Here is a 20495-nt window from a genome sequence, read left to right as displayed (position 1 = left end):
CCTCTGTTGGCGGCACGACGATAGGGGAGGGCGGCGTGCCGGAAAAGACAGCGGCGCTCAAGCCAGCCCGTCGATCGCCTCCGCGAGGCGGATATCGCGCGCCGAAAGCCCCCCCGCGTCATGGGTCGACAGCAGGATCGTCACGCGATTGTAGACATTCGACCATTCCGGATGATGGTCGTGCTTCTCCGCGAGCAGCGCCACCCGCGTCATGAACGCGAAGGCCTCGGAGAAATCGGCGAAGGCGAAGCGCCGTTCGATCGCGTCGCGGTCCTTCGCCAGCGACCATTCCGGCAAGAGGTCGACAAGGGCGGCGCGTTCGGCATCGGTCAGGCGGGGGATCATGTCGTGTCTCCTTGCTCCGAGAGGGCGGCGGCGAAGGCGGCGCGCAGGGCGGGGATCACCTCGGTCTCGAACCAGGGCCGCCGCGCCGCCCAGGCCCGTGTCCGCCAGGAGGGATGCGGCAGCGGAAACCGCGAGGGCAGATAGGCTGCGAACCCCCGCACCCGCTCCTCCATCGCCCCCTTGCCGAGATGATAGAGAATCGCGTGGCTGCCGACCAGCAGCGTGAGGCGGATCGCCGGCATCGCCGCGCGCAGCCGCCCCTGCCAGAGCCTGCCGCATTCCGGCCGCGGCGGGGCGTCGCCGCCGCGCGCCAGCCGTCCCGGATAGCACAGCCCCATCGGCACGATCGCGATCCGGCTTTCGTCGTAGAACGTGGCCCGGTCGATGCCGAGCCAGTCGCGCAGCCGGTCGCCCGAGGGATCGTTCCAGGGAATCCCGCTCGCGTGAACCTTCGTCCCCGGCGCCTGCCCGACGATCAGCACGCGCGCCGTGGCCGAGATGCGGAACACCGGGCGCGGGCCCAGCGGCAACGACGCGGCGCAGACCGTGCAGGCGCGCGCCGCCGCGGCGACGTCGTCGATCGTCTCGCCCGCCGTCGCGCCGGCCCCGCCCGCCACGACGGGGTCGGGGATCATGGTCACGTCTCGTATCGGGCGATCTTCCAGTCGTCCGGCTCCGCGGCGGCATCCCGGTACCAGGCATCGACCAGCTCATGCGCCCGAATGGCGGCGAGATAGGCTTCGGTCGTCGCCGTGACCTTCGGTCGGTAGGTCAGCAGCCGCGAGACCACCGGCGCATACATCGCATCCGCCCCGGTCAGCGCCGCGCCGAACAGGAACGGCCCGCCGGCGCCGAAGCGCTTGCGCGTCTCCGCCCAGATCGCCTCGATCCGGTCGAGATCGGCGCGCACCGCCGGCGCCGGCTCGGCGGGCTCCAGCGTGCGCGTGCAGTTCATCGGCATGGCGAGGCGGAGTTCGCGGAATCCGCTATGCATCTCGGCGGCGATGGCGCGCGCATGGGCGCGGGCGATGCGCGCCGCCGGCCAGATCTGCGGCGCGATCTCGGCGCAATACTCGATGATGGCGAGACTGTCCCAGACCCGCGCCCCCTCGTGTTCGAGGAACGGCACCATGCCCGAGGGCGAGACGGCCTTCACCGCCGGCGTGTGCCCGCCCGCCAGCGGGATCACCCGCTCCTCCACCGCGAGGCCGGCAAGGCGCACGGCCAGCCACCCGCGCAACGACCACGAGGAATAGCGGCGGCTGCCGATATAGAGGACCGATGAGTTGTCATTCATGATTGACGATTAGCCCGGATGCAGCCGCCCCGCCATATCGGGCGCCCGTCCGCCGGTATCGCGCGCCCCGCCCGGCGGCGCCGCGGTGCGGCCGATGAACGAGGCGATATCCCGCCAGACCGGCGGCATCAGCCCGAAGCTCGGCAGCACCGAGAGCAGCAGCCGGACATGCGAGAGCCGTTCGTAAATCCGCGTGTCCACCGTCGCGCCGGCCTCGCGCAGCCGGGCCGCCAGCGCCGCCGTGTTGGCCGGCGCCACCAGCCGGTCCCGCGCGCCGGTGATCAGCAGCGACGGCGGGGCGGCGGGGCTCACATGGCTGATCGGCTGACAGACCGGATCATCGGCGAAGCGGTCGAAGATGCGGCGATAGACCGGCCCGGTCATCGGCAGGAAATCATACGGCCCCGCGAGCCCGATGGCGCCGGCGAGCGCCGACGGCGTCACCCCCTCGGCGCCGAGATACCCTTCCGCCAGAGCGAGCATCATCGCGAGATAGGCCCCGGCGGAGTGCCCGGCGACGAACACCGCCCGGCCATCGCCGCCGAATTGCCACGCATGGCGGAGCATGAAGGCGGTCGCCCGTGCCGCGTCGTGAATGAACGCCGGGTAGCGGACCTCCGGGTAGAGCCGGTAGTCGGGCACCGCGACGACCAGGCCGAGCCGGGCCAGCGCGCGGCCGAGAAACGCATATTCGCCCCGCGCGCCGGTCTGCCACGAGCCGCCATAGAAGAATACGACGACGGGCAGAAGGCCGCCGCCCGCGCGGGCCGGCCGATGGATGTCGAGCCGGTCGCGCGTCCCGTCGCCGAACGCGACATCCCGTGTCGTGACCGTGCCGAACCGCGGCACCGCGCGGTTCAGCAGGTCGATCGGCGTCGGCAATGCTGTCATGTAACGGATATGGCGGGCCGTTTCTGCCCGGCAATATATGCCGGTCCGGCAAAATCTGCCGCATGCGTGCCGCGTCCATCCCGCATTCGCGCCGGAACACCGCCGGGAAATCTGGCACGCGAGATGCATCCACATCCGTCGAGGGCTTCGGGCGGACGGGCGCAGTCCCGCCGGCCGCGCACCCGGCCACGAAAGGAGTTCGCGCATGATCATCCACAATCTCGCCGCCGCGGCGCAGCCCATCGCCTATGCCGGCGGCATCGCGTCGTCGCACCGTCCCGGATTCGGCGCCACGCTGCAGGCGACGCTCGCCAGCCTGCAGGCAACGCAGGCCGGCACCTCCGCCGTCCTCAACGGCATCGGCCCGGCCCAGGCGCTGCCCGGCGCCCAGAGCAGCACCACGCACCATCACCACCAGGCGCCGGCGATCCCTGGCCTCGGCTAATCGAAGGGCGGATTTGGCCGAAGCCGCGTTTGCGGCTAATCGGCCCGCATGACTGACGTCGCCGCATCCGGCTGGGCGGGGTTCGACCTCGCCCGGCCCCTCGTCATGGGCATCCTGAACGCCACGCCCGACAGTTTTTCGGGCGGCGGCGCGACGCAAGGCCCCTCGGCCCTGATCGAAACCGGGCTCGCCATGCGCGCGGCCGGCGCCGCGATCATCGATGTCGGCGGCGAAAGCACCCGCCCCGGCGCCGCCGTGGTGCCGCCCGACATCGAGATCGCCCGCATCGTGCCGGTCATCGGCGGCCTCGCCCGGGACGGCGCGACCGTCTCGGTCGACACGCGGAACGCCGCCACCATGCGCGCCGCCCTCGATGCCGGGGCTCGCATCGTCAACGACGTCTCCGGCCTCCGCCACGACCCGGCCGCCGCGCCGCTGGTGGCGGCGGCGGGATGCCCGGTCATCCTGATGCACATGCGCGGCACCCCGGCGACGATGAGCGCGCAGGCGCTCTATGACGATGTCGTCGCCGATGTCCTCGCCGAACTCGCCGCCACCCGCGACGCCGCCCTTGCCGCCGGCATCGCGCCCGCCGCCATCGCGCTCGATCCCGGTTTCGGCTTCGCCAAGCGCGGCGCGCAGAACGTGGCGCTGCTGCGCGCCCTGCCATCCTTCCGCGCGCTCGGCCATCCGGTCCTCGCCGGCGTCTCGCGCAAGCGCTTCATCGGCGAACTCGCCGGCGAGCCCGACCCCGCCCGCCGCGATCCCGGCTCCATCGCCGCCGCCCTGTTCGCGGCGGGGCGGGGGGCGGCGATCCTCCGCGTCCACGACGTGCCCGGCACGGTGCAGGCGCTGCGCGTCTGGCAGGCCCTCGCCGATGCCTGACTGGACCGTGAGGCCGTCTCTTGGGATATTGGGCGCGCCGGCCCGGCCCACGCCACAGCAAGGTTTCGATCCGCGATGAACCAGATCCAGCCCCGCCCCAAACGCCGCCTGTTCGGCACCGACGGCATCCGCGGCCGCGCCAACACCGCGCCGATGACCGCCGAAATCGCGCTCCGCCTCGGCCAGGCGGCCGGCCTGCTGTTCACCCGCGGCGATCACCGCCACCGGGTCATCATCGGCAAGGACACCCGCCTGTCCGGCTACATGCTCGAACCGGCGCTCACCGCCGGCTTCATCGGCGCCGGAATGGACGTGACCCTCGCCGGCCCGCTGCCCACCCCGGCCATCGCCATGCTCACCCGCAGCCTGCGCGCCGATCTCGGCGTGGTCATCTCGGCCTCGCACAACCCGTTCGAGGATAACGGCATCAAGCTGTTCGGCCCGGACGGCGCCAAGCTGTCCGACGAGACCGAAGCCGAGATCGAGGCGCTGATGGAGGAGGATCTCTCCGGCCGGCTCGCCGCCCCGTCGGCGCTCGGCCGGGCGATGCGCCTGGTCGACGCCGCGGGCCGCTACGTCGAATCCGCGAAGTCGAGCCTGCCGCGCGGGCTGCGGCTCGACGGCCTGCGCGTCGTCCTCGATTGCGCCAATGGCGCCGCCTACAAGGTGGCGCCGGCGGCGCTGTGGGAACTCGGCGCCGAGGTCATCACCCTCGGCGTCAGCCCCGACGGGTTCAACATCAACCACGAATGCGGCTCGACCGTCCCCTCCGCCCTGTCGGCGGCGGTGGTCAAGCACCGCGCCGATCTCGGCATCGCGCTCGACGGCGACGCCGACCGCGTGATCCTCGCCGACGAGCGCGGCCGGATCATCGACGGCGACCAGGTGCTGGCGCTGATCGCCCGCGCCTTCCAGGCCGATGGCCGCCTGTCGGGCAGCGGCATCGTCGCCACCGTGATGTCCAATCTCGGGCTGGAGCGCTATCTCGGCGGCCTCGGCCTCGCCCTGCACCGCACCCCGGTGGGCGATCGCTACGTTGCCGAACACATGCGCGCGCACGGTCTCAATCTCGGCGGCGAGCAGTCCGGCCACGTCATCCTCGCGGATTTCGCCACCACCGGCGACGGGCTGATCGCGGCCCTCCAGGTGCTGGCGGTGCTGGTGCGCGAGGGGCGGCCGGCGAGCGAGGTGTGCCGCCTGTTCACGCCGCTGCCGCAATTGCTGCGCAATGTCCGCTACAGCGGCGCCTCGCCATTGCTCTCGCCCGCCGTCACGGCGGCGGCGGCGGCGGCGGAGGCAAGGCTCGCCGGCATCGGCCGGTTGCTCCTGCGCGCCTCCGGCACCGAGCCGCTGATCCGCGTGATGGCCGAGGGCGAGGACGAGCAGCTCGTCGCCGCCGTGGTCGACGAGCTCTGCGCCGTGATCGAGGCGGAATCGGCCGGCTGAGCGCGGCGATGGACTGGTTCCGGGTTCTCGCCATCGGCGGCTCGGACAGCGGCGGCGGCGCCGGCATCGAGGCCGACGTCAAGACGATCACCGCCCTGGGCGGCTACGCGATGACCGCGATCACCGCCGTCACCGCGCAGGACACCACCGGCATCGCCGCCATCGCCCCGGTGCCGCCCGATCTCGTCGCCCGGTCGATCCGCATGGTCGTGGCCGATCTGGGGGTCGATGCCATCAAGCTCGGCATGCTCGGCAGCGCCGGGACGGCCGAGGAAGTCTCCCTGGCGATCGCCGCCGCGGCGCCGGCCGCGCCTCTGGTGCTCGACCCCGTCCTCGCCTCGACCAGCGGCACCGCGCTGGCGGGGGAGGGCGCGCTCGCCATCATCCGCGACCGTCTGCTGCCCCGCGCCACGCTGGTGACGCCCAATCGCGACGAGGCGGCAACCCTCGCCGGCCTCGCCATCGATTCGCACGAGGATGCGATCCGCGCCGGCCGCGCGCTCTGCCGCCTCGGCGCCCGAGCCGTCCTGCTGAAGGGCGGCCATTTCGACGGCGATCCGGTCATCGACCGCCTGATCGCCGGCGACGACGTCGTGACCTTCGCCCATCCCCGCATCGCGACGCGCCACACCCACGGCACCGGCTGTACCCTGGCCAGCGCGATCGCCTGCGGCCTCGCGCGCGGCCTCGATCTCCGGGCCGCGATCGAGGCCGCCGAAGCGTTCCTCCACGCCGCCCTGCGCGCCGCCCCGGGGTTGGGCCGCGGCCACGGGCCGCTCGGCCATGCCCGCGCCGCCGCGCTCTTGCAGGATCGTCCGCCGGCATGATCTAGAATTCCGTCACTGATCGAGGAGGAAGTTCCTGCCATGAAAACACTGTATCACGGGCGCGGCCACGCGACCGGCGGCCGCACCGGCCATGCCGAAACCAGCGACGGCCGCCTCAAGGTCGATCTCAGCACGCCGAAGGAACTCGGCGGCGATGGCGGGCAGGGCACCAATCCGGAACAGCTCTTTGCCATCGGCTATTCGGCCTGTTTCCTCGGCGCGCTGAAATTCGTCGCCAATCAGGCGAAGGTGAAGATCCCCGAGGATGCGAAGGTGAATGCCGAGATCGGCATCGGCCCGCGCGACGACGGCACCGGGTTCGGGATCACGGCGCACCTGACCGTGACCATCCCGGGCATGGACCGCGCGCAGGCCGAGGACCTGGTGCGCAAGGCCGAGATCGTCTGTCCCTACGCGCATGCGACGCGCGGCAATATCGACAGCAGATTCGCCGTTGCCTGAAAGGCTTTCTTAAACTTTTCCGGCTATCCGGGTGCCATGCAGTCAGTGTTGCCCATGGCACCCGTGAGCGGGCCTGCCGCAGCCGGACGCCCCGCCGGGCGCTGCGGTTGCGTGCCGGCGGCGATCCCTCGTCGCCATGGATAACCCGTCGCTCAAGCCGGCCGAAGAGCCGGGGAACGATCTCGGCGCGCGGATCGACCAGCTCACGGTCCTGAGCTTCGTTGCCGATGCGGCGACCGAGCAGGTGATACGCGACGGGCTGGGCGACCTGGCCCAGACGGGCATCCAGAACACGGCGGACATTCGCCGCGGCAATCTGAAGGCCGCCATCGCCGCCCTCGCGAAAGTCCCGACGCCGCAAATCGTCGTCGTCGACATCGGCAAGGACGAGCGGCCGATGCACGCCCTGCTCGAACTCTGCGATGTCATCGAACCGTCGGTCTCCCTGCTGGTGATCGGCGAGGTCGACGATGTCGATCTCTACCGCAACATCATCCGGCGGGTCGGCGCGATCGACTACCTGTTCAAGCCGATCACCCGCGAGCTTGTCGCCCGCCATTTCGCCTCGCTGATCACCCGAAATTCGCCGGTCGCCGACCTGACGCGAGGCGGCCGGGTCATTTCCGTCACCGGCGCGCGCGGCGGGGTCGGCGGCAGCACCATCGCCGCCGCGCTGGCCTGGTATCTGGGCGTCGAGTCGAACCGTCACACCCTGCTGCTCGATGCCGATCCGTTCATCGGCACGGCACAGGACTGGTTCGGGGTCGAATTCAAACCCTCGTTCCAGACCCTTCTGCAGGATGCCGGAGATGACCCGGGTGCTGCCGTCGCGGGCGCGGTCCGGCCGGTCCGGAACCGGTTGCATGTCCTGGGCTCCCCGCCCGATCTCGCCTGCCAGCCGGCCGCCTCCGCCGGCGCCGCCCGGCGGATCATCGATGCGATCCGCATGCGCTTCAACTTCGTGATCGTCGACCTGCCGTTCCTGCCGATCCAGCAGCACCGGGAACTGCTCGAACTCGCTCATCACCGCATCATCGTCCTCGACCCGAGCATCGCGAGCCTGCGCGATACGGTGCGCCTGATCGCCGCGTCCAGCACGCCGGGCCAGCCGCAGCGGCCGACGATCTTCCTGAACCGCGAAGGCGCGGCCGGCGGCCTGCGTCGCAAGCACATCGAGGATGCGCTCAAGCGCAAGGTCGATCTCAGCCTTCCCGAACTGCCCAAACTCTTCACCAGCCTCGGCGCGCAGGAACGCTTCGCCGGGGTGCCCAAGGGGCCGCTCGGCCGCCTGATCGAAGACCTGGCGCGCGAAGCGGGCTTCGAGCGCGGACGCAACGCCGCCGCCTGACCGCCTGACGCAGCGCGTCGGCCACGGGCCGAGCCTGCCACAATCCACCCCGATATCGCGCCTTCACCGCTACCCGCAGAAGGCTGTCATGCGCGGTGTATTAAATTCGGCAAAAAAACATACAAAGAAAATTTATCTTTACTTAGCTTAATTTCGTCTGCCAGTCTGATTTCCGCGATGCTGAGACAGCGCGGGGGCACGAGACCGGACAGCACGAGCCACAAGGTGGTGCGCCATTGAGGAGGAAACGAAATGAGCGACGCTCTGAGGCTCGATACCTGTCTTGACCAGATCGCCAGCCAGCTTCCCGCACTGACCGCTTCATGCCGCGTCGTCGAGGCGCTGGCCGGCGCCGCGAGACAGATCGCCCATCTGCTGGCCCGCGGCCCGCTCTCCGGCGATCTCGGCGCCGTCATCGGCGAGTCGCTCGACGGCGACGGCCAGAAGGCGCTTGATGCGATAACCCACGCCCTGGTGCGCGAGGCCGTCATCGCTTCCGGCGCCGCCGCCTTCGCCTCCGAGGAAGCGGCCGCGCCGGAATGGCTCGATCCGGCGGGCGAGGTCGCCGTCGCGGTCGACCCGCTCGACGGCTCGTCGAACATCGACACGCTGGCGCCGGTCGGAACGATCTTTTCCATCCTGCCCGCCCGGCATGCCAGCGGCGCCGATCCCGCAAGCCCGTTCCTGCAGACCGGGCGGCGCCAGCTCGCGGCCGGCTTCTTCATCTATGGCCCCCGCACCGCGCTCGCCGTGACGTTCGGCAACGGCACCCGCATCTTCACGCTCGATCCCGTCTCCGGCGCCTTTCTCGCGCCGGCCCCGCCGGCCACCGTGCCCGCCGCAACCCGCGAATACGCCATCAACGGATCCAATCTCCGCCACTGGGAAGAGCCGATCCGCGACTACATCGTCGAGCTGAAGCAGGGCCGGAACGGTCCGCGCGGCATCGATTTCAACACCCGCTGGCTGGCCTCCATGGTGGGCGACGCGTTCCGCATCCTCGGCCGCGGCGGCATCTATCTCTACCCGGCGGACGAACGGCAAGGCTACGAGGCCGGAAGGCTGCGACTGGTCTATGAAGCGAACCCCATCGCCTTCCTCATGGAGCAGGCCGGCGCCTCCGCCACCGATGGCCGCATCCCGATCCTCGACCTCCAGCCGGCCCACATCCATCAACGCTGCCCGCTCGTCTTCGGCTCGGCCGATGAAGTCCGCCGCGTCGCCCAGGCCTATGAAAGGGCAGGGCAGCCTTCCTCGCCGCTGTTCCGCCGGCGTTCGCTGTTCCGTTCCACCTCGAACGTGGCGGAACTGTTCGCATGAGCCAGCGCCATCCCATCATCTCCGTCACCGGTTCCTCCGGCGCGGGCACCACCTCGGTGCGCAACGTGTTCGAACAGATCTTCCGCCGCGAGAAGATCACCGCCGCGCATATCGAGGGCGATGCGTTTCACCGCTACGATCGTGCCGAGATGAAAACGAAAATGGCCGAGGCGGAAGCTGCGGGAAACCGCCATTTCAGCCATTTCAGCCCGGAGACGAATCTCCTCGCCGAGCTCGCGGCAACCTTCGAGAGCTACGCCGCGACCGGCACCGGGCAATACCGGCACTACATCCACGACCAGGACGAAGCCGAACGCTACGGCGGCACGCCCGGCACCTTCACGCCCTGGGAGGACCTGCCGGCGCCGACCGACATTCTCCTGTATGAAGGCCTGCACGGCGCCGTCAGGCATGGCGACATCGATACCGGGCGCCATGCCGACGTGAAGATCGGCGTCGTTCCCGTGATCAATCTCGAATGGATCCAGAAAATCCACCGCGACCGCGCGGCCCGCCGCTATTCCACCGAGGCGGTGATGGACACGATCCTGCGGCGGATGCCGGACTACGTGCACTACATCTGCCCGCAATTCACCGAGACCGACATCAACTTCCAGCGCGTGCCCACGGTCGACACCTCCAACCCCTTCATCGCCCGCTGGATCCCGACCGCCGATGAATCGATCGTGGTCATCCGCTTCCGCGATCCGCACGGCATCGACTTCCCCTATCTCCTCGCCATGCTGCACGGCAGTTTCATGTCCCGCGCGAACTCGATCGCGGTGCCCGGAAACAAGTTCGATCTCGCCATGCAGCTCATTCTCACCCCGATCATCATGCAACTGATGGACCGGAAAAGGCGGGCGCAATGAACCCGCCCCCGACACGCCCAGGCGGCTGGCCCCGGAAAGGAAACTGACATGGCACGCATAACATTGCGTCAGCTACTCGATCATGCGGCGGAACGCGGATATGGCGTTCCCGCCTTCAACATCAACAACATGGAACAGGTGATCGCGATCATGGAGGCCGCCGCGTCCTGCGATGCGCCGGTCATCCTCCAGGCCTCGCGCGGCGCCCGGTCCTATGCCGGCGACCGGATGCTGGCGAAGATGATCGAGGCGGCGGAGGCCGAGCACCCGCAGATTCCCATCTGCCTGCACCAGGACCACGGCAACGACGAGGCGACCTGCCTGTCGGCGATCCAGCACGGCTTCACCAGCGTGATGATGGACGGCTCGCTGATGGCCGACGCAAGAACCCCCGCCGACTACGACTACAATGTCGCCATCACCGCCCGCGTCACCGACATGGCGCATCGCGTCGGCGTTTCGGTCGAGGGCGAGCTCGGCGTGCTCGGCAGTCTCGAAACCGGCACCGGTGCGGCCGAGGACGGTCACGGCGCCGAGGGCACGCTCTCCCACGACCAACTCCTGACCGATCCCGACCAGGCGGTTGCCTTCGTGCGTGCCACGAAGGTCGACGCGCTGGCGGTCGCCATGGGAACCTCCCACGGCGCCTACAAGTTTTCCCGCAAGCCGGATGGCGCGATTCTCGCGATGCACGTCATCCGCGCCATCAACGAGCGCATGCCCGAACTCCATCTCGTCATGCACGGCTCGTCCTCGGTCCCGCAGGACCTGCAGGAGGCCTTCAACCGCCACGGCGGCGAGATGCCGCAGACCTGGGGCGTGCCCGTCGAGGAAATCCTCCTCGGCATTCGTCACGGTGTGCGCAAGGTGAATATCGACACCGATTGCCGCCTCGCCATGGCCGCCGCCATCCGCAAGGTCGCCACCGGGAACCGCGCGGAATTCGACCCCCGCCAGTTCATGAAGCCCGCCATCGCGGCACTGCGCGATCTCTGCCGCTCGCGCTTCCAGGCCTTCGGCACCGCCGGGCAGGCCTCGCGAATCAAACCGCAGCCCCTCGCCGCGATGGCCAGGCAATACGCATCCGGCGCCCTCGATCCCGTGATCGATGTCGGCCGCGCCGCTTGATGACATCAGAAGACGGAGTCCGCATCATGGATACGCCAACCCCTAACATCACCAACGAGGCCCTGACGGTGCGCGGCAAGGAGCGCTACAGGTCGGGCGTTCTCGAATACCGCAAGATGGGCTACTGGGAACCCGACTACGAACCGAAGATCACCGATGTCATCTCGCTGTTCCGCATCACCCCGCAGGATGGCGTCGATCCGGTGGAGGCGGCGGCTGCGGTCGCCGGCGAAAGCTCGACGGCGACCTGGACCGTCGTCTGGACAGACCGGCTGACGGCCTGTGAGAAATACCGGGCCAAGGCCTACCGGGTCGATCCGGTGCCCAATGCGCCCGGCCAGTATTTCGCCTATATCGCCTACGATCTCGCGTTGTTCGAGCCGGGCTCGATCGCCAACCTCACCGCCTCGATCATCGGCAACGTGTTCGGCTTCAAGCCGCTCAAGGCGCTGCGGCTCGAGGACATGCGGCTGCCCGTCGCCTATGTGAAGACGTTCGACGGCCCGGCGACCGGCATCGTCGTCGAGCGCGAACGGCTCGACAAGTTCGGCCGCCCCCTGCTCGGCGCGACGGTGAAGCCCAAGCTCGGCCTCTCGGGCCGCAATTACGGCCGCGTCGTCTACGAGGCGCTGAAGGGTGGCCTCGACTTCACCAAGGATGACGAGAACATCAACTCGCAGCCCTTCATGCACTGGCGCGACCGGTTTCTCTACTGCATGGAAGCGGTGAACAAGGCGCAGGCCGCGACCGGCGAGGTCAAGGGCACATACCTGAACGTGACCGCCGGCACGATGGAGGACATGTACGAACGCGCGTCCTTCGCCCACGAGCTCGGCTCGACCATCATCATGATCGATCTCGTCATCGGCTACACGGCAATCCAGTCGATGTCGAAATGGGCCCGCAAGCACGACATGATCCTGCACCTGCATCGCGCCGGCCACGGCACCTACACCCGCCACAAGACGCATGGCGTCAGCTTCCGGGTGATCTCCAAGTGGATGCGGCTCGCCGGCGTCGATCACATCCACGCCGGCACCGTGGTCGGCAAGCTCGAGGGCGATCCGCTCACCACCCGCGGCTTCTACGATATCCTGCGCGAGGACTATAACGAAACCCGTTACGAACACGGCATCTTCTTCGATCAGGACTGGGCCGGCACGCGCAAGGTCATGCCGGTCGCCTCGGGCGGCATCCATGCCGGGCAGATGCACCAGCTCCTCCATCATCTCGGCGAGGATGTCGTCCTGCAATTCGGCGGCGGCACGATCGGCCATCCGCAGGGCATCGCCGCCGGGGCGATGGCGAACCGCGTGGCGCTGGAAGCGATGATCCTCGCCCGCAACGAAGGGCGCGACTATCTCGCCGAAGGTCCGCAGATCCTCAACGACGCCGCGCGCCACTGCCTGCCGCTACGCCAGGCGCTCGATACCTGGGGCGAGGTGACGTTCAACTACGCCTCGACCGACACGCCCGATTTCGTCCCCACCGCGATGCCGGCCTACTGACGGAGCGTTATCATGAGACTGACCCAGGGCTGCTTTTCGTTTCTTCCCGATCTGACCGATGAACAGATCAGCCGCCAGATCCAGTACTGCCTCGACAAGGGCTGGGCGGTGAACCTCGAATATACCGACGACCCGCACCCGCGGAACACCTACTGGGAAATGTGGGGCCTGCCGATGTTCGACATCCGCGATGCCAAGGCGATCATGTCCGAACTCGCGGACTGCCGGCGGATTCACGATGATTGCTATATCCGCCTCTCGGCGTTCGACGCCACCAACACATGGGAGTCGCTCCGCATTTCCTTCATCGTGCAGCGGCCGAAGGACGAACCCGGCTTCATGCTGACACGGAGCGAGGCCGCCGGCCGCACCATGCGCTACGAAACCCGCGCCTATGTCGTCCAGAAACCCGAAGGCGCGCGCTATGGAAATTCCGGGTGAGGGAGGGGGGCATGCCGGATACGATGGCAGGCGCGCCCGCCCCGGGCGAGATGATCGATCTCCGCGCCGAATTCGACGGCGCCGGGATCGGCGATGTGCTCGCGGCGCTGGACCGCGACCTTGTCGGGCTCCGTCCCGTCAAGGCGCGGATCCGCGAGATCGCCTCCCTCCTGCTCATCGAGCGGGTCAGGCAGAAATGCGGCTTCGCGACCGAGGCGCCGACGCTGCACATGTCCTTCACCGGCAATCCCGGCACCGGCAAGACGACGGTTGCCCTCCGCATGGCGAACATTCTCAAGGCTCTGGGATTCGTCAGGCAGGGCCAGCTGATTTCGGTCACCCGCGATGACCTGGTCGGCCAGTATATCGGGCACACCGCGCCGAAGACGAAGGAGATCCTCAAGAAGGCGATCGGCGGCGTGCTGTTCATCGACGAGGCCTATTACCTCTACCGCCCCGACAACGAGCGGGACTACGGGCAGGAGGCGATCGAGATTCTTTTGCAGGTAATGGAGAACCAGCGCGAGGACCTTGTCGTGATCCTCGCCGGCTATGCCGACCGGATGGAGAATTTCTTCACCCTCAATCCCGGTTTCCGCTCGCGCATCGCCCACCACATCGATTTTCCCGATTACGAGAACGACGAGCTGCTGGCGATCAGCGACACGATGCTGGCCCGCCAGCATTACCGCTTTTCGCCCGAGGCCCGCGCCGTCATGGACCGCTACATCGCCCGGCGTCGCACGCAGCCCTATTTCTCCAACGCCCGCTCGGTGCGCAACGCGCTCGATCGCGCGCGCCTGCGCCAGGCGAACCGGCTGATGACGGCGACCTCGCCCATCCCGAAAGACGCGCTGACGATCATCGAACCCGACGATCTGCTGGCCAGCCGCGTCTTCCGCGCGGAGGAAAAAGCCGATGCCGGCGCCTGACAGGTTGCTGATCGCGCCGTCGATCCTCTCGGCCGATTTCGCCACCCTCGGCGCGGAGGCGCGCGCCGTCATCGAGGCCGGGGCCGACTGGGTGCATATCGACGTGATGGACGGGCATTTCGTCCCCAACCTCACCTTCGGCCCCCCGGTCATCGGCGCCGTGCGCAAGCACGTCGATGCCGTGTTCGATGTCCATCTGATGATCGCGCCGGTCGATCCCTTCATCGATGCCTTCGTCGAGGCCGGCGCCGACATCATCACCGTCCATGCCGAAGCCTGCCCGCATCTCGACCGCACCGTGCAGTCCATCCGCGCGCGCGGCTGCCGGGCCGGCGTCGCGCTCTGCCCGGCCACGCCGGAAGCGGCGCTGTCCTACGTGCTCGACGCGGTCGACCTCGTGCTGGTGATGACGGTCAATCCCGGCTTCGGCGGCCAGACCTTCCTGCGATCGCAACTGCCGAAGATCCGCCGGATCCGCGAGATGATCGCGGGGCGCGACATCCGCCTCGAACTCGATGGCGGCATCACGCCGGAGACCGCGCCGGATGCCGTGGCGGCGGGGGCGGATGTGCTGGTCGCCGGCTCCTCGGTCTTTCGCGGCGGCAGGGCGGCCTATGCGGCGAATATCGCGGCGCTGCGGGCAGGGGGGATGGCCCTTGCCTGACGCCGCCGCGCCTCACACCGCCGCGCGGAAGCGAACCTCCATCGCCTCGTCGCCGAGGCGAAGCCGGCTGACGCGCGCCGGCGATTCGGCGATCGCGATCCCGCCGCGAATCACCGCGCGCCGCGCGGCGCGAGTGCGGATCGCCTCGATCGGATCGCCGGCATCGAGCAGCACCAGATCGCCCCGGCATCCGGGGGCGATGCCGTAACCCTCCAGCCCCACCGCCCGCGCCGCGTTTACCGTAACGGCATCGAAACAGGAACGCATCGCGTCCACGCCGGTCATCTGCGCGACGTGAAGTCCCATCGATGCCACCTCCAGCATGTCGTGCGTGCCGAGCGGATACCACGGGTCCATCACGCAATCATGCCCGAAGGCGACATTCACCCCCGCCGCCATCAGCTCCGGCACCCGCGTCATGCCCCGCCGCTTCGGATAGGTGTCGTGCCGTCCCTGCAACGTGATATTGATCAGCGGATTGGCGATCGCGGAAACCCCGGCCTCGGCGATCAGCGGAATCAGCTTGCTCGCGTAATAATTATCCATCGAGTGCATCGAGGTGAGATGCGATCCGGCAACGCGCCCCTGCATCCCGTGCCGCACGGTCTCCGCCGCCAGCGTCTCGATATGGCGCGAGAGCGGATCGTCGCTCTCGTCGCAATGCATGTCGACCATCATCCCGGCCTCGGCGGCGATGGCCATCAGCTGGCGCACGCTCTCGGCCCCGTCCGCCATGGTCCGCTCGAAATGCGGAATCCCGCCGATCACGTCGATCCCCATCGCCATCGCGCGGCGCAGGTTTTCGGCCGAACGCGGATAGCGCAGCCAGCCATCCTGCGGAAAGGCGACGAGCTGGATGGTGATCCACGGCGCCATCTCGGCCCGCAGCGCGGTCAGCGCCTCCACCGCGAGCAGCCGGTCGTCGCAGATATCGACATGCGAGCGGATCGCCCCGATCCCCTGCGCGATCGACCAGGTGCAGAGCCGATTCGCCCGCGCATGGATGGCCTCCACGGTCAGGTCCGGCTTGAGCTCGCCCCAGAGGGCGATGCCCTCCAGCAGCGTGCCGCTGCGGTTCAGCCGCGGCAGCCCGAGCGACAGCGTCGAATCGAGGTGCAGATGCGAATCGACGAAGGGTGGCGCGACCAGATCCCCCGCCGCGTCGATCACCGCCGGCGCGGCCGCCTCTGGAAGACCGGGGCCGACCGTCTCGATCACGCCGCCGCGGATCAGGATGTCGACCCCGCGCCGCCCATCCGGCAGCGCCGCGTTGCGGATGAGCAGGTCGCCCGTCACGGGAACAGTCTCGTCGCCGACCAGGCGTCGCCGGTGCGGGTGAACACCGCGCGGTCGTGCAGGCGGAAGTCCCGGTCCTGCCAGAACTCGATCGAATCGGGCATCACATGCCAGCCGGACCAGTGCGGCGGGCGCGGGATCGGCCCGTCGCCATACCGCGCGGTCACCTCAGCGAGCCGCCGTTCGAGTTCGGCCCGCTCGCCGAGCGGGCGCGACTGGTCCGAGGCCCAGGCCCCGAGCCGCGAAATCCGCGGCCGGCTGTCGAAATAGGCATCCGCCTCGTCGTCCGAAACCGCGCGGCACCGCCCCTCGATGCGGATCTGCCGGCGCAGCGACTTCCAGTGGAACAGCAGCGACACATCCGGATTCGCGCGGATCTCGAGCGATTTCCGGCTCTCCAGGTTTGTATAAAAAACAAATCCGGCCTCATCCCACGATTTCAGCAACACGATCCGCGCCGAAGGCCGGCCGTCCGGCGTCGCCGTCGCCAGCGTCATCGCATTGGGATCGTTCGGTTCCGCCGCCTCGGCGTCCTGCATCCAGGCGGCGAAAAGCTGGAACGGATCGGCACTGATATCGATCATCGGTTGCTCTCTCTTCCGTGTCGCAATATTTGATAGTCCAAGCCGCCGCACGCCACCACCCCGGCACGGCCGGCCGAGACACGACAGACTGGAGCCCCCGACATGCAGGAATCCGCACAGACCTACCCGCTGACCGGCACGCTGATGCGTGGCAAGCGGGGCGTCATCATGGGGGTTGCGAACAACCGCTCGATCGCCTGGGCCATCGCCCAGGCGGTGGCCGCGCAGGGCGGCGAACTCGCCTTCACCTACCAGGGCGACGCGCTGGAGAAGCGCATCCGCCCGCTGGCCGAAAGCGTGCAGTCCGATCTCGTCATCCCCTGCGACGTCACCGACGATGCGGCGCTCGACGATGCCTTCGCCGCCGTCGCCGACCGCTGGGGCGAGATCGACTTCCTCGTCCACGCCATCGGCTTCGCCGACAAGCAGTTCCTGCGCGGCCGCTATGCCGATACGCCGCGCGCCGCCTTCCTCCAGGCGATGGACATTTCCTGCTTCTCCTTCACCGCGGCCGCGCAGCGCGCCTCGGCGCTGATGAAGCGGGGCGGAGCGATGGTCACGCTCACCTATCTCGGCGCCGAGCGCGTCACCCCCCACTACAACGTGATGGGTGTGGCCAAGGCCGCGCTCGAATCCTCGGTGCGCTACCTCGCCGCCGATCTCGGGCGCGACGCGATCCGGGTGAACGGCCTGTCCGCCGGCCCGATCAAGACGCTCGCCGCCTCCGGCATCGGCGATTTCAGCTACATCCTGAAATGGAACCAGCTCAACGCGCCGCTCGAGCGCAACGTGGCGCTCGAGGAAGTCGGCGCCTCCGGGCTCTATCTGCTGTCGGATCTCTCGCGCGGCGTCACCGGCGAGATCCACCACGTCGATTGCGGCTATCACATCGTCGGCATGAAGAACCCGATGGCGCCGGATATCGACGCCGTCGAGTAACCGAGGCCGCAGGCGGCGTCAGATCGGCCCCGCGCCGGGGCCGACGTCAGATGGGCTTGTGCGCCCGGTCGATCAGCCGCCTGAGCAGGCCGGGCTTTTTCTCCGGCCGCGGTGCCGTGGCCGAGGCCGCCTCGGCGGCCCGGCGTTCCTTGGTCTTCAGCCAGTCCTCAAGGCTCATATTGGCCTTGGCGGCGCGCTTGCGTTCGTAGTCGGTCTGGGCGTCGGTCATCTTGCGGGTCATGCGCGCGCCTGTGCCAGAACCCGCGATCCGTATCAAGCGCCCCGCGCGTTCATCTCAGCCTCCGGCGCCGAAGCGGCGCAGCATCCGCCGCTCGAAGGCGCCGAGCGCGGCATAGATCCCGATCCCGGTGAAGGCCAGCAACATCAGCGCGGCGAACATGCGCGGAATCTCCAGCCGGTAGCCCGACTCCAGGATTCGCCCGGCCAGCCCGCCGGCAAACCCGCCCGAACTCGCGACGAACTCCGCCACCACCGCGCCCACCAGCGCCAGCGTGCCGGCAATCCGCAGCCCGGCGAGAAAGAAGGGCAGGGCGGAAGGCAGCCGCAGCAGCGCCAGCGTCTGCCATCGGCTGGCCCCGTTCAGCCGGAACAGGTCGGCGAGATCCGGCGGCGTCGCCGCCAGCCCCGCCGCGGTGTTCGACAGCACCGGGAAGAACGCGACGATGGTGGCGCACACCACCATGGCGGCGAATTGCTGATGCACCCAGATGATGATCAGCGGCGCGATGGCGACCACCGGCGTCACCTGCAACACCACCGCCCAGGGTTGGATCGCCGCCCGCGCCAGCCGGCTCGCCGCCATCGCCAGCGCCAGCGCCATGCCGAGCAGCGCCGCCGCCAGCAGCGCCGCCCCCGTCACGGCGAGGGTCGAGACCAGCGAGAGCAGCAGCGACGCCCGATCCGCCCAGAACGCCGCGACGATCGCCGCCGGCCCCGGCAGCACATAGGGTGGCACCCGCAAGCCGATCACCAGCCCCTGCCACACCCCCAGCGCCGCGAGGCCGAAGACCACCGGCGCCCATCGCTCGGCGCGGCTCATGCCGGCATTACCGCGCGCAGCGTCTCCGTCACCTCGCGCACCAGCGCGGCATAGGCCGGGTCGGTCCGCCGGTCCCCGCCCTCGGCGAGCGGGCTGGCAATCTCCGCGGCAATCCGCCCCGGTCGCGGCGTCATCACCACGATGCGCGAGGCGAGATACGCCGCCTCGTAGATCGAATGGGTCACGAACACGATCGTGCTGCCCGTCTCCCGCCACAGTGCCAGCAAATCGTCCTGCAAGCGGTTGCGGGTAAACTCGTCCAGCGCGGCGAAGGGCTCGTCCATCAGCAGCAGGCGCGGCCGCGAGACCAGCGCCCGCGCGATCGCGACCCGCATCCGCATCCCGCCCGACAGCGCCGCCGGCTTCGCCTCCTCGAACCCCGCAAGCCCGAGCCGCGCCAGCAACTCACGCACCGACGCCGCGCCGTCCTCGAAGCGCCGTCCGGCGAGGCGGAGCGGCAGGTGCACGTTTCGCGCCGCGCTCGCCCAGGGCAGCAGCGTGGCGTCCTGGAACACGAAGCCGATCTCGCCCGCGCCGGGTGCGGCACCGCCCTCCCAGACCAGCCGCCCCGCATCTGGTGCGTCGAGCCCGGCGAGCAGCCGCAGCAGCGTCGACTTGCCGCAGCCCGAAGGCCCGAGCAGGGCGACGAACTCGCCCCGCCCGATCGCCGCGTCGATCCCGGCGAGCGCGACCGTCACCGCCCCGAACCGCCGCGTCACCTGTTCCAGCCGCACCATCTCAGCGCGCGGCCGCTTTCCCCTTCGGCAGGAACCGCAACGTATAGGCCTTGCGATAGTCGAAATGCGCCGGATACAGGCCGGCCGCGCGCATCTGCTCGTAGAAGCCCTTCCACCGCGCATCGGTCATCCCGCCGATCCCGATCTTCGCCGTGGTGGCATCCTCCACCACCTGATGCGCCTTGAGCTGGTCATAGCCGAATTTCAGCAGCGCCGGCGTCATGTCCGGATTGGCCTTGCGGATCAGCGCGAAGGCCGGCGCCGGATTGCCGTCGAGATAGGATTTCCACCCCTCGGCCGACGCCTCGATGAAGCGGCGCACCACCGAAGGGTCGGTCTTCGCGAGCTTGCGCGAGGTCGCGATCAGCTCGCCATACCCGTCGAACCCCGCCTGGTCGAGCCGCAGCACCACCGGGAAATGCCCGGTCTTCTGCTTCACGAGGAACGGCTCCGAGGTCAGAAATCCCTGCACCACCAGGTCCTTGCTGGTGAAGAACGGGGCGAGGCTGAAATCGTAGGGGCGGATCTGGCTGTCGCTGTAGCCGTATTTCTTCTTCAGGAAGAGCCACCAGCCCGCCCGCGTATCCGCCGAAATCGCGATCGGCTTGCCCTTCAGCGCGGCGAAACTGTCCTCGCCGGCACCGCGATGGGCGATCAGCACGTCGATATCCTTCTGGAAGAACGCGGCGACCGCGACGAAGGGAATCTTCTGCTGCACGAAATTGAAGGCGAGGAAGCTGTTCGAGGTGATATCGAAATCGAGCCGCCCGGCGAGCAGCAGCTGCGCGTTGTTCACCTGCGGCCCGCCCTCGCGGATCGTCACGTCGAGGCCATATTTGCGGTAGATGCCGTCCGCCACCGCCTGATAGAAGCCGCCATATTCGGCCTCGGCCACCCAGTCGAGCCCGAACGTGACCTTTTGCAGCTTCGGCGGCGAGGCGGCATGGGCCAGCGCCGGTGATATGCAGAGCAGCGCGGCAAGCAGTCGAGGCAAGGAGCGAAACCAGTCCATGAGCTTATCCCCGTCGGTTTTCGTTAGTCATTATCAACAGAGTTCGGTGCGGTCGT

General features: G+C 68.9%; 24 protein-coding genes. 14 read left to right on the top strand and 10 right to left on the bottom strand.

The features are described from left to right. Nucleotides 1-57: 57 nt before the first annotated feature. Genes RT91_RS07125 through RT91_RS07110 form a run of 4 tightly spaced genes read right to left on the bottom strand, consistent with a single transcriptional unit; the run spans nt 58 to nt 2533 of the window. Entirely contained in the window at nt 58-345 is a 288-nt protein-coding gene (locus RT91_RS07125) for a 4a-hydroxytetrahydrobiopterin dehydratase (RefSeq protein WP_007421687.1), read from the bottom strand. After that, on the bottom strand, nt 342-980 hold the full coding sequence (locus tag RT91_RS07120) for a uracil-DNA glycosylase family protein (protein WP_085947336.1): 639 nt from the start codon (nt 978-980) through the stop codon (nt 342-344). Before RT91_RS07120 ends, RT91_RS07125 begins: the two co-directional genes overlap by 4 nt. A 2-nt stretch (nt 981-982) precedes the next feature. Then, nucleotides 983-1642 carry a glutathione S-transferase family protein gene (locus tag RT91_RS07115; RefSeq protein ID WP_035186416.1) on the bottom strand — a complete coding sequence of 220 codons (660 nt, stop codon included), beginning with the start codon at nt 1640-1642 and terminating at the stop codon, nt 983-985. A 9-nt stretch (nt 1643-1651) separates the two neighbouring features. Next, nucleotides 1652-2533, bottom strand: coding sequence for an alpha/beta hydrolase (locus RT91_RS07110; RefSeq protein ID WP_231295364.1), 882 nt, complete (start codon nt 2531-2533; stop codon nt 1652-1654). A gap of 205 nt (nt 2534-2738) precedes the next feature. Between RT91_RS07110 and RT91_RS07105 the strand changes: the two genes are divergently transcribed. From RT91_RS07105 to rpe, 13 genes are all read left to right on the top strand, one after another. Continuing rightward, nucleotides 2739-2978: a hypothetical protein gene (locus tag RT91_RS07105; RefSeq protein ID WP_007421690.1), complete on the top strand. Its 240-nt coding sequence runs from the start codon at nt 2739-2741 to the stop codon at nt 2976-2978. A gap of 48 nt (nt 2979-3026) precedes the next feature. Beyond that, complete coding sequence (gene folP / locus RT91_RS07100; RefSeq protein WP_035186413.1) at nt 3027-3863, top strand: dihydropteroate synthase; 837 nt, start codon at nt 3027-3029, stop codon at nt 3861-3863. A gap of 75 nt (nt 3864-3938) precedes the next feature. Continuing rightward, nucleotides 3939-5309, top strand: a complete 1371-nt coding sequence (glmM, locus tag RT91_RS07095) for a phosphoglucosamine mutase (protein ID WP_011941804.1) — start codon at nt 3939-3941, stop codon at nt 5307-5309. An 8-nt stretch (nt 5310-5317) separates the two neighbouring features. Beyond that, nucleotides 5318-6136 (top strand): bifunctional hydroxymethylpyrimidine kinase/phosphomethylpyrimidine kinase, encoded by an 819-nt coding sequence (thiD, locus tag RT91_RS07090; protein ID WP_035186412.1) that lies wholly within the window; start codon nt 5318-5320, stop codon nt 6134-6136. A 39-nt stretch (nt 6137-6175) separates the two neighbouring features. After that, nucleotides 6176-6598 (top strand): organic hydroperoxide resistance protein, encoded by a 423-nt coding sequence (locus RT91_RS07085; protein ID WP_007422828.1) that lies wholly within the window; start codon nt 6176-6178, stop codon nt 6596-6598. 136 nt (nt 6599-6734) lie between these two features. Beyond that, nucleotides 6735-7946 carry an AAA family ATPase gene (locus RT91_RS07080; RefSeq protein ID WP_007422829.1) on the top strand — a complete coding sequence of 404 codons (1212 nt, stop codon included), beginning with the start codon at nt 6735-6737 and terminating at the stop codon, nt 7944-7946. A 252-nt stretch (nt 7947-8198) separates the two neighbouring features. Further along, nucleotides 8199-9266, top strand: coding sequence for a class 1 fructose-bisphosphatase (locus RT91_RS07075; RefSeq protein ID WP_013639784.1), 1068 nt, complete (start codon nt 8199-8201; stop codon nt 9264-9266). Then, a complete protein-coding gene (locus RT91_RS07070; RefSeq protein ID WP_007422831.1) occupies nt 9263-10138 on the top strand; it encodes a phosphoribulokinase in 876 nt (291 codons plus the stop codon). The genes RT91_RS07075 and RT91_RS07070 overlap by 4 nt, the downstream gene beginning before the upstream one ends. 48 nt (nt 10139-10186) lie before the next feature. After that, nucleotides 10187-11266 carry a class II fructose-bisphosphate aldolase gene (fba, locus tag RT91_RS07065; RefSeq protein ID WP_011941806.1) on the top strand — a complete coding sequence of 360 codons (1080 nt, stop codon included), beginning with the start codon at nt 10187-10189 and terminating at the stop codon, nt 11264-11266. A 26-nt stretch (nt 11267-11292) separates the two neighbouring features. After that, entirely contained in the window at nt 11293-12774 is a 1482-nt protein-coding gene (locus RT91_RS07060) for a form I ribulose bisphosphate carboxylase large subunit (protein ID WP_035186411.1), read from the top strand. 12 nt (nt 12775-12786) lie between these two features. Next, entirely contained in the window at nt 12787-13215 is a 429-nt protein-coding gene (locus RT91_RS07055; protein ID WP_007422834.1) for a ribulose bisphosphate carboxylase small subunit, read from the top strand. Between the two features lie 11 nt (nt 13216-13226). After that, nucleotides 13227-14147 carry a CbbX protein gene (gene cbbX / locus RT91_RS07050; RefSeq protein WP_007422835.1) on the top strand — a complete coding sequence of 307 codons (921 nt, stop codon included), beginning with the start codon at nt 13227-13229 and terminating at the stop codon, nt 14145-14147. After that, nucleotides 14134-14811, top strand: a complete 678-nt coding sequence (rpe, locus tag RT91_RS07045) for a ribulose-phosphate 3-epimerase (protein ID WP_011941807.1) — start codon at nt 14134-14136, stop codon at nt 14809-14811. The genes cbbX and rpe overlap by 14 nt, the downstream gene beginning before the upstream one ends. A 12-nt stretch (nt 14812-14823) precedes the next feature. Here rpe and RT91_RS07040 read toward each other — a convergent pair whose 3' ends face one another. Together RT91_RS07040 and pdxH are read right to left on the bottom strand one after the other, a co-directional pair. Then, a complete protein-coding gene (locus RT91_RS07040; protein WP_035186409.1) occupies nt 14824-16107 on the bottom strand; it encodes an amidohydrolase family protein in 1284 nt (427 codons plus the stop codon). After that, a complete protein-coding gene (gene pdxH, locus RT91_RS07035) occupies nt 16104-16691 on the bottom strand; it encodes a pyridoxamine 5'-phosphate oxidase (protein WP_007422839.1) in 588 nt (195 codons plus the stop codon). The genes RT91_RS07040 and pdxH overlap by 4 nt, the downstream gene beginning before the upstream one ends. A 102-nt stretch (nt 16692-16793) precedes the next feature. Here pdxH and fabI point away from each other — a divergent pair, with 102 nt between their 5' ends. Further along, nucleotides 16794-17630 (top strand): enoyl-ACP reductase FabI, encoded by an 837-nt coding sequence (fabI, locus tag RT91_RS07030; protein ID WP_007422838.1) that lies wholly within the window; start codon nt 16794-16796, stop codon nt 17628-17630. A 46-nt stretch (nt 17631-17676) separates the two neighbouring features. Here the strand turns inward: fabI and RT91_RS07025 are convergent, their stop codons facing one another. From RT91_RS07025 to RT91_RS07010, 4 genes are read right to left on the bottom strand one after another with little or no spacing between them, the layout of a single operon-like run. Beyond that, entirely contained in the window at nt 17677-17871 is a 195-nt protein-coding gene (locus RT91_RS07025) for a hypothetical protein (RefSeq protein WP_007422840.1), read from the bottom strand. Between the two features lie 54 nt (nt 17872-17925). Beyond that, nucleotides 17926-18690 (bottom strand): ABC transporter permease, encoded by a 765-nt coding sequence (locus tag RT91_RS07020; RefSeq protein ID WP_035186407.1) that lies wholly within the window; start codon nt 18688-18690, stop codon nt 17926-17928. Next, nucleotides 18687-19427 (bottom strand): ABC transporter ATP-binding protein, encoded by a 741-nt coding sequence (locus tag RT91_RS07015; RefSeq protein WP_035186405.1) that lies wholly within the window; start codon nt 19425-19427, stop codon nt 18687-18689. The genes RT91_RS07020 and RT91_RS07015 overlap by 4 nt, the downstream gene beginning before the upstream one ends. A 1-nt stretch (nt 19428) precedes the next feature. After that, nucleotides 19429-20439 carry an ABC transporter substrate-binding protein gene (locus RT91_RS07010; protein WP_007422843.1) on the bottom strand — a complete coding sequence of 337 codons (1011 nt, stop codon included), beginning with the start codon at nt 20437-20439 and terminating at the stop codon, nt 19429-19431. Between the last annotated feature and the right edge of the window lie 56 nt (nt 20440-20495).

Origin of the sequence: Acidiphilium sp. JA12-A1 (genome assembly GCF_000724705.2) — a bacterium.
Classification (GTDB): domain Bacteria; phylum Pseudomonadota; class Alphaproteobacteria; order Acetobacterales; family Acetobacteraceae; genus Acidiphilium; species Acidiphilium multivorum.
Note: the sequence above shows the minus strand (reverse complement) of the source record. Positions and strands in the feature narration are given on the sequence as shown.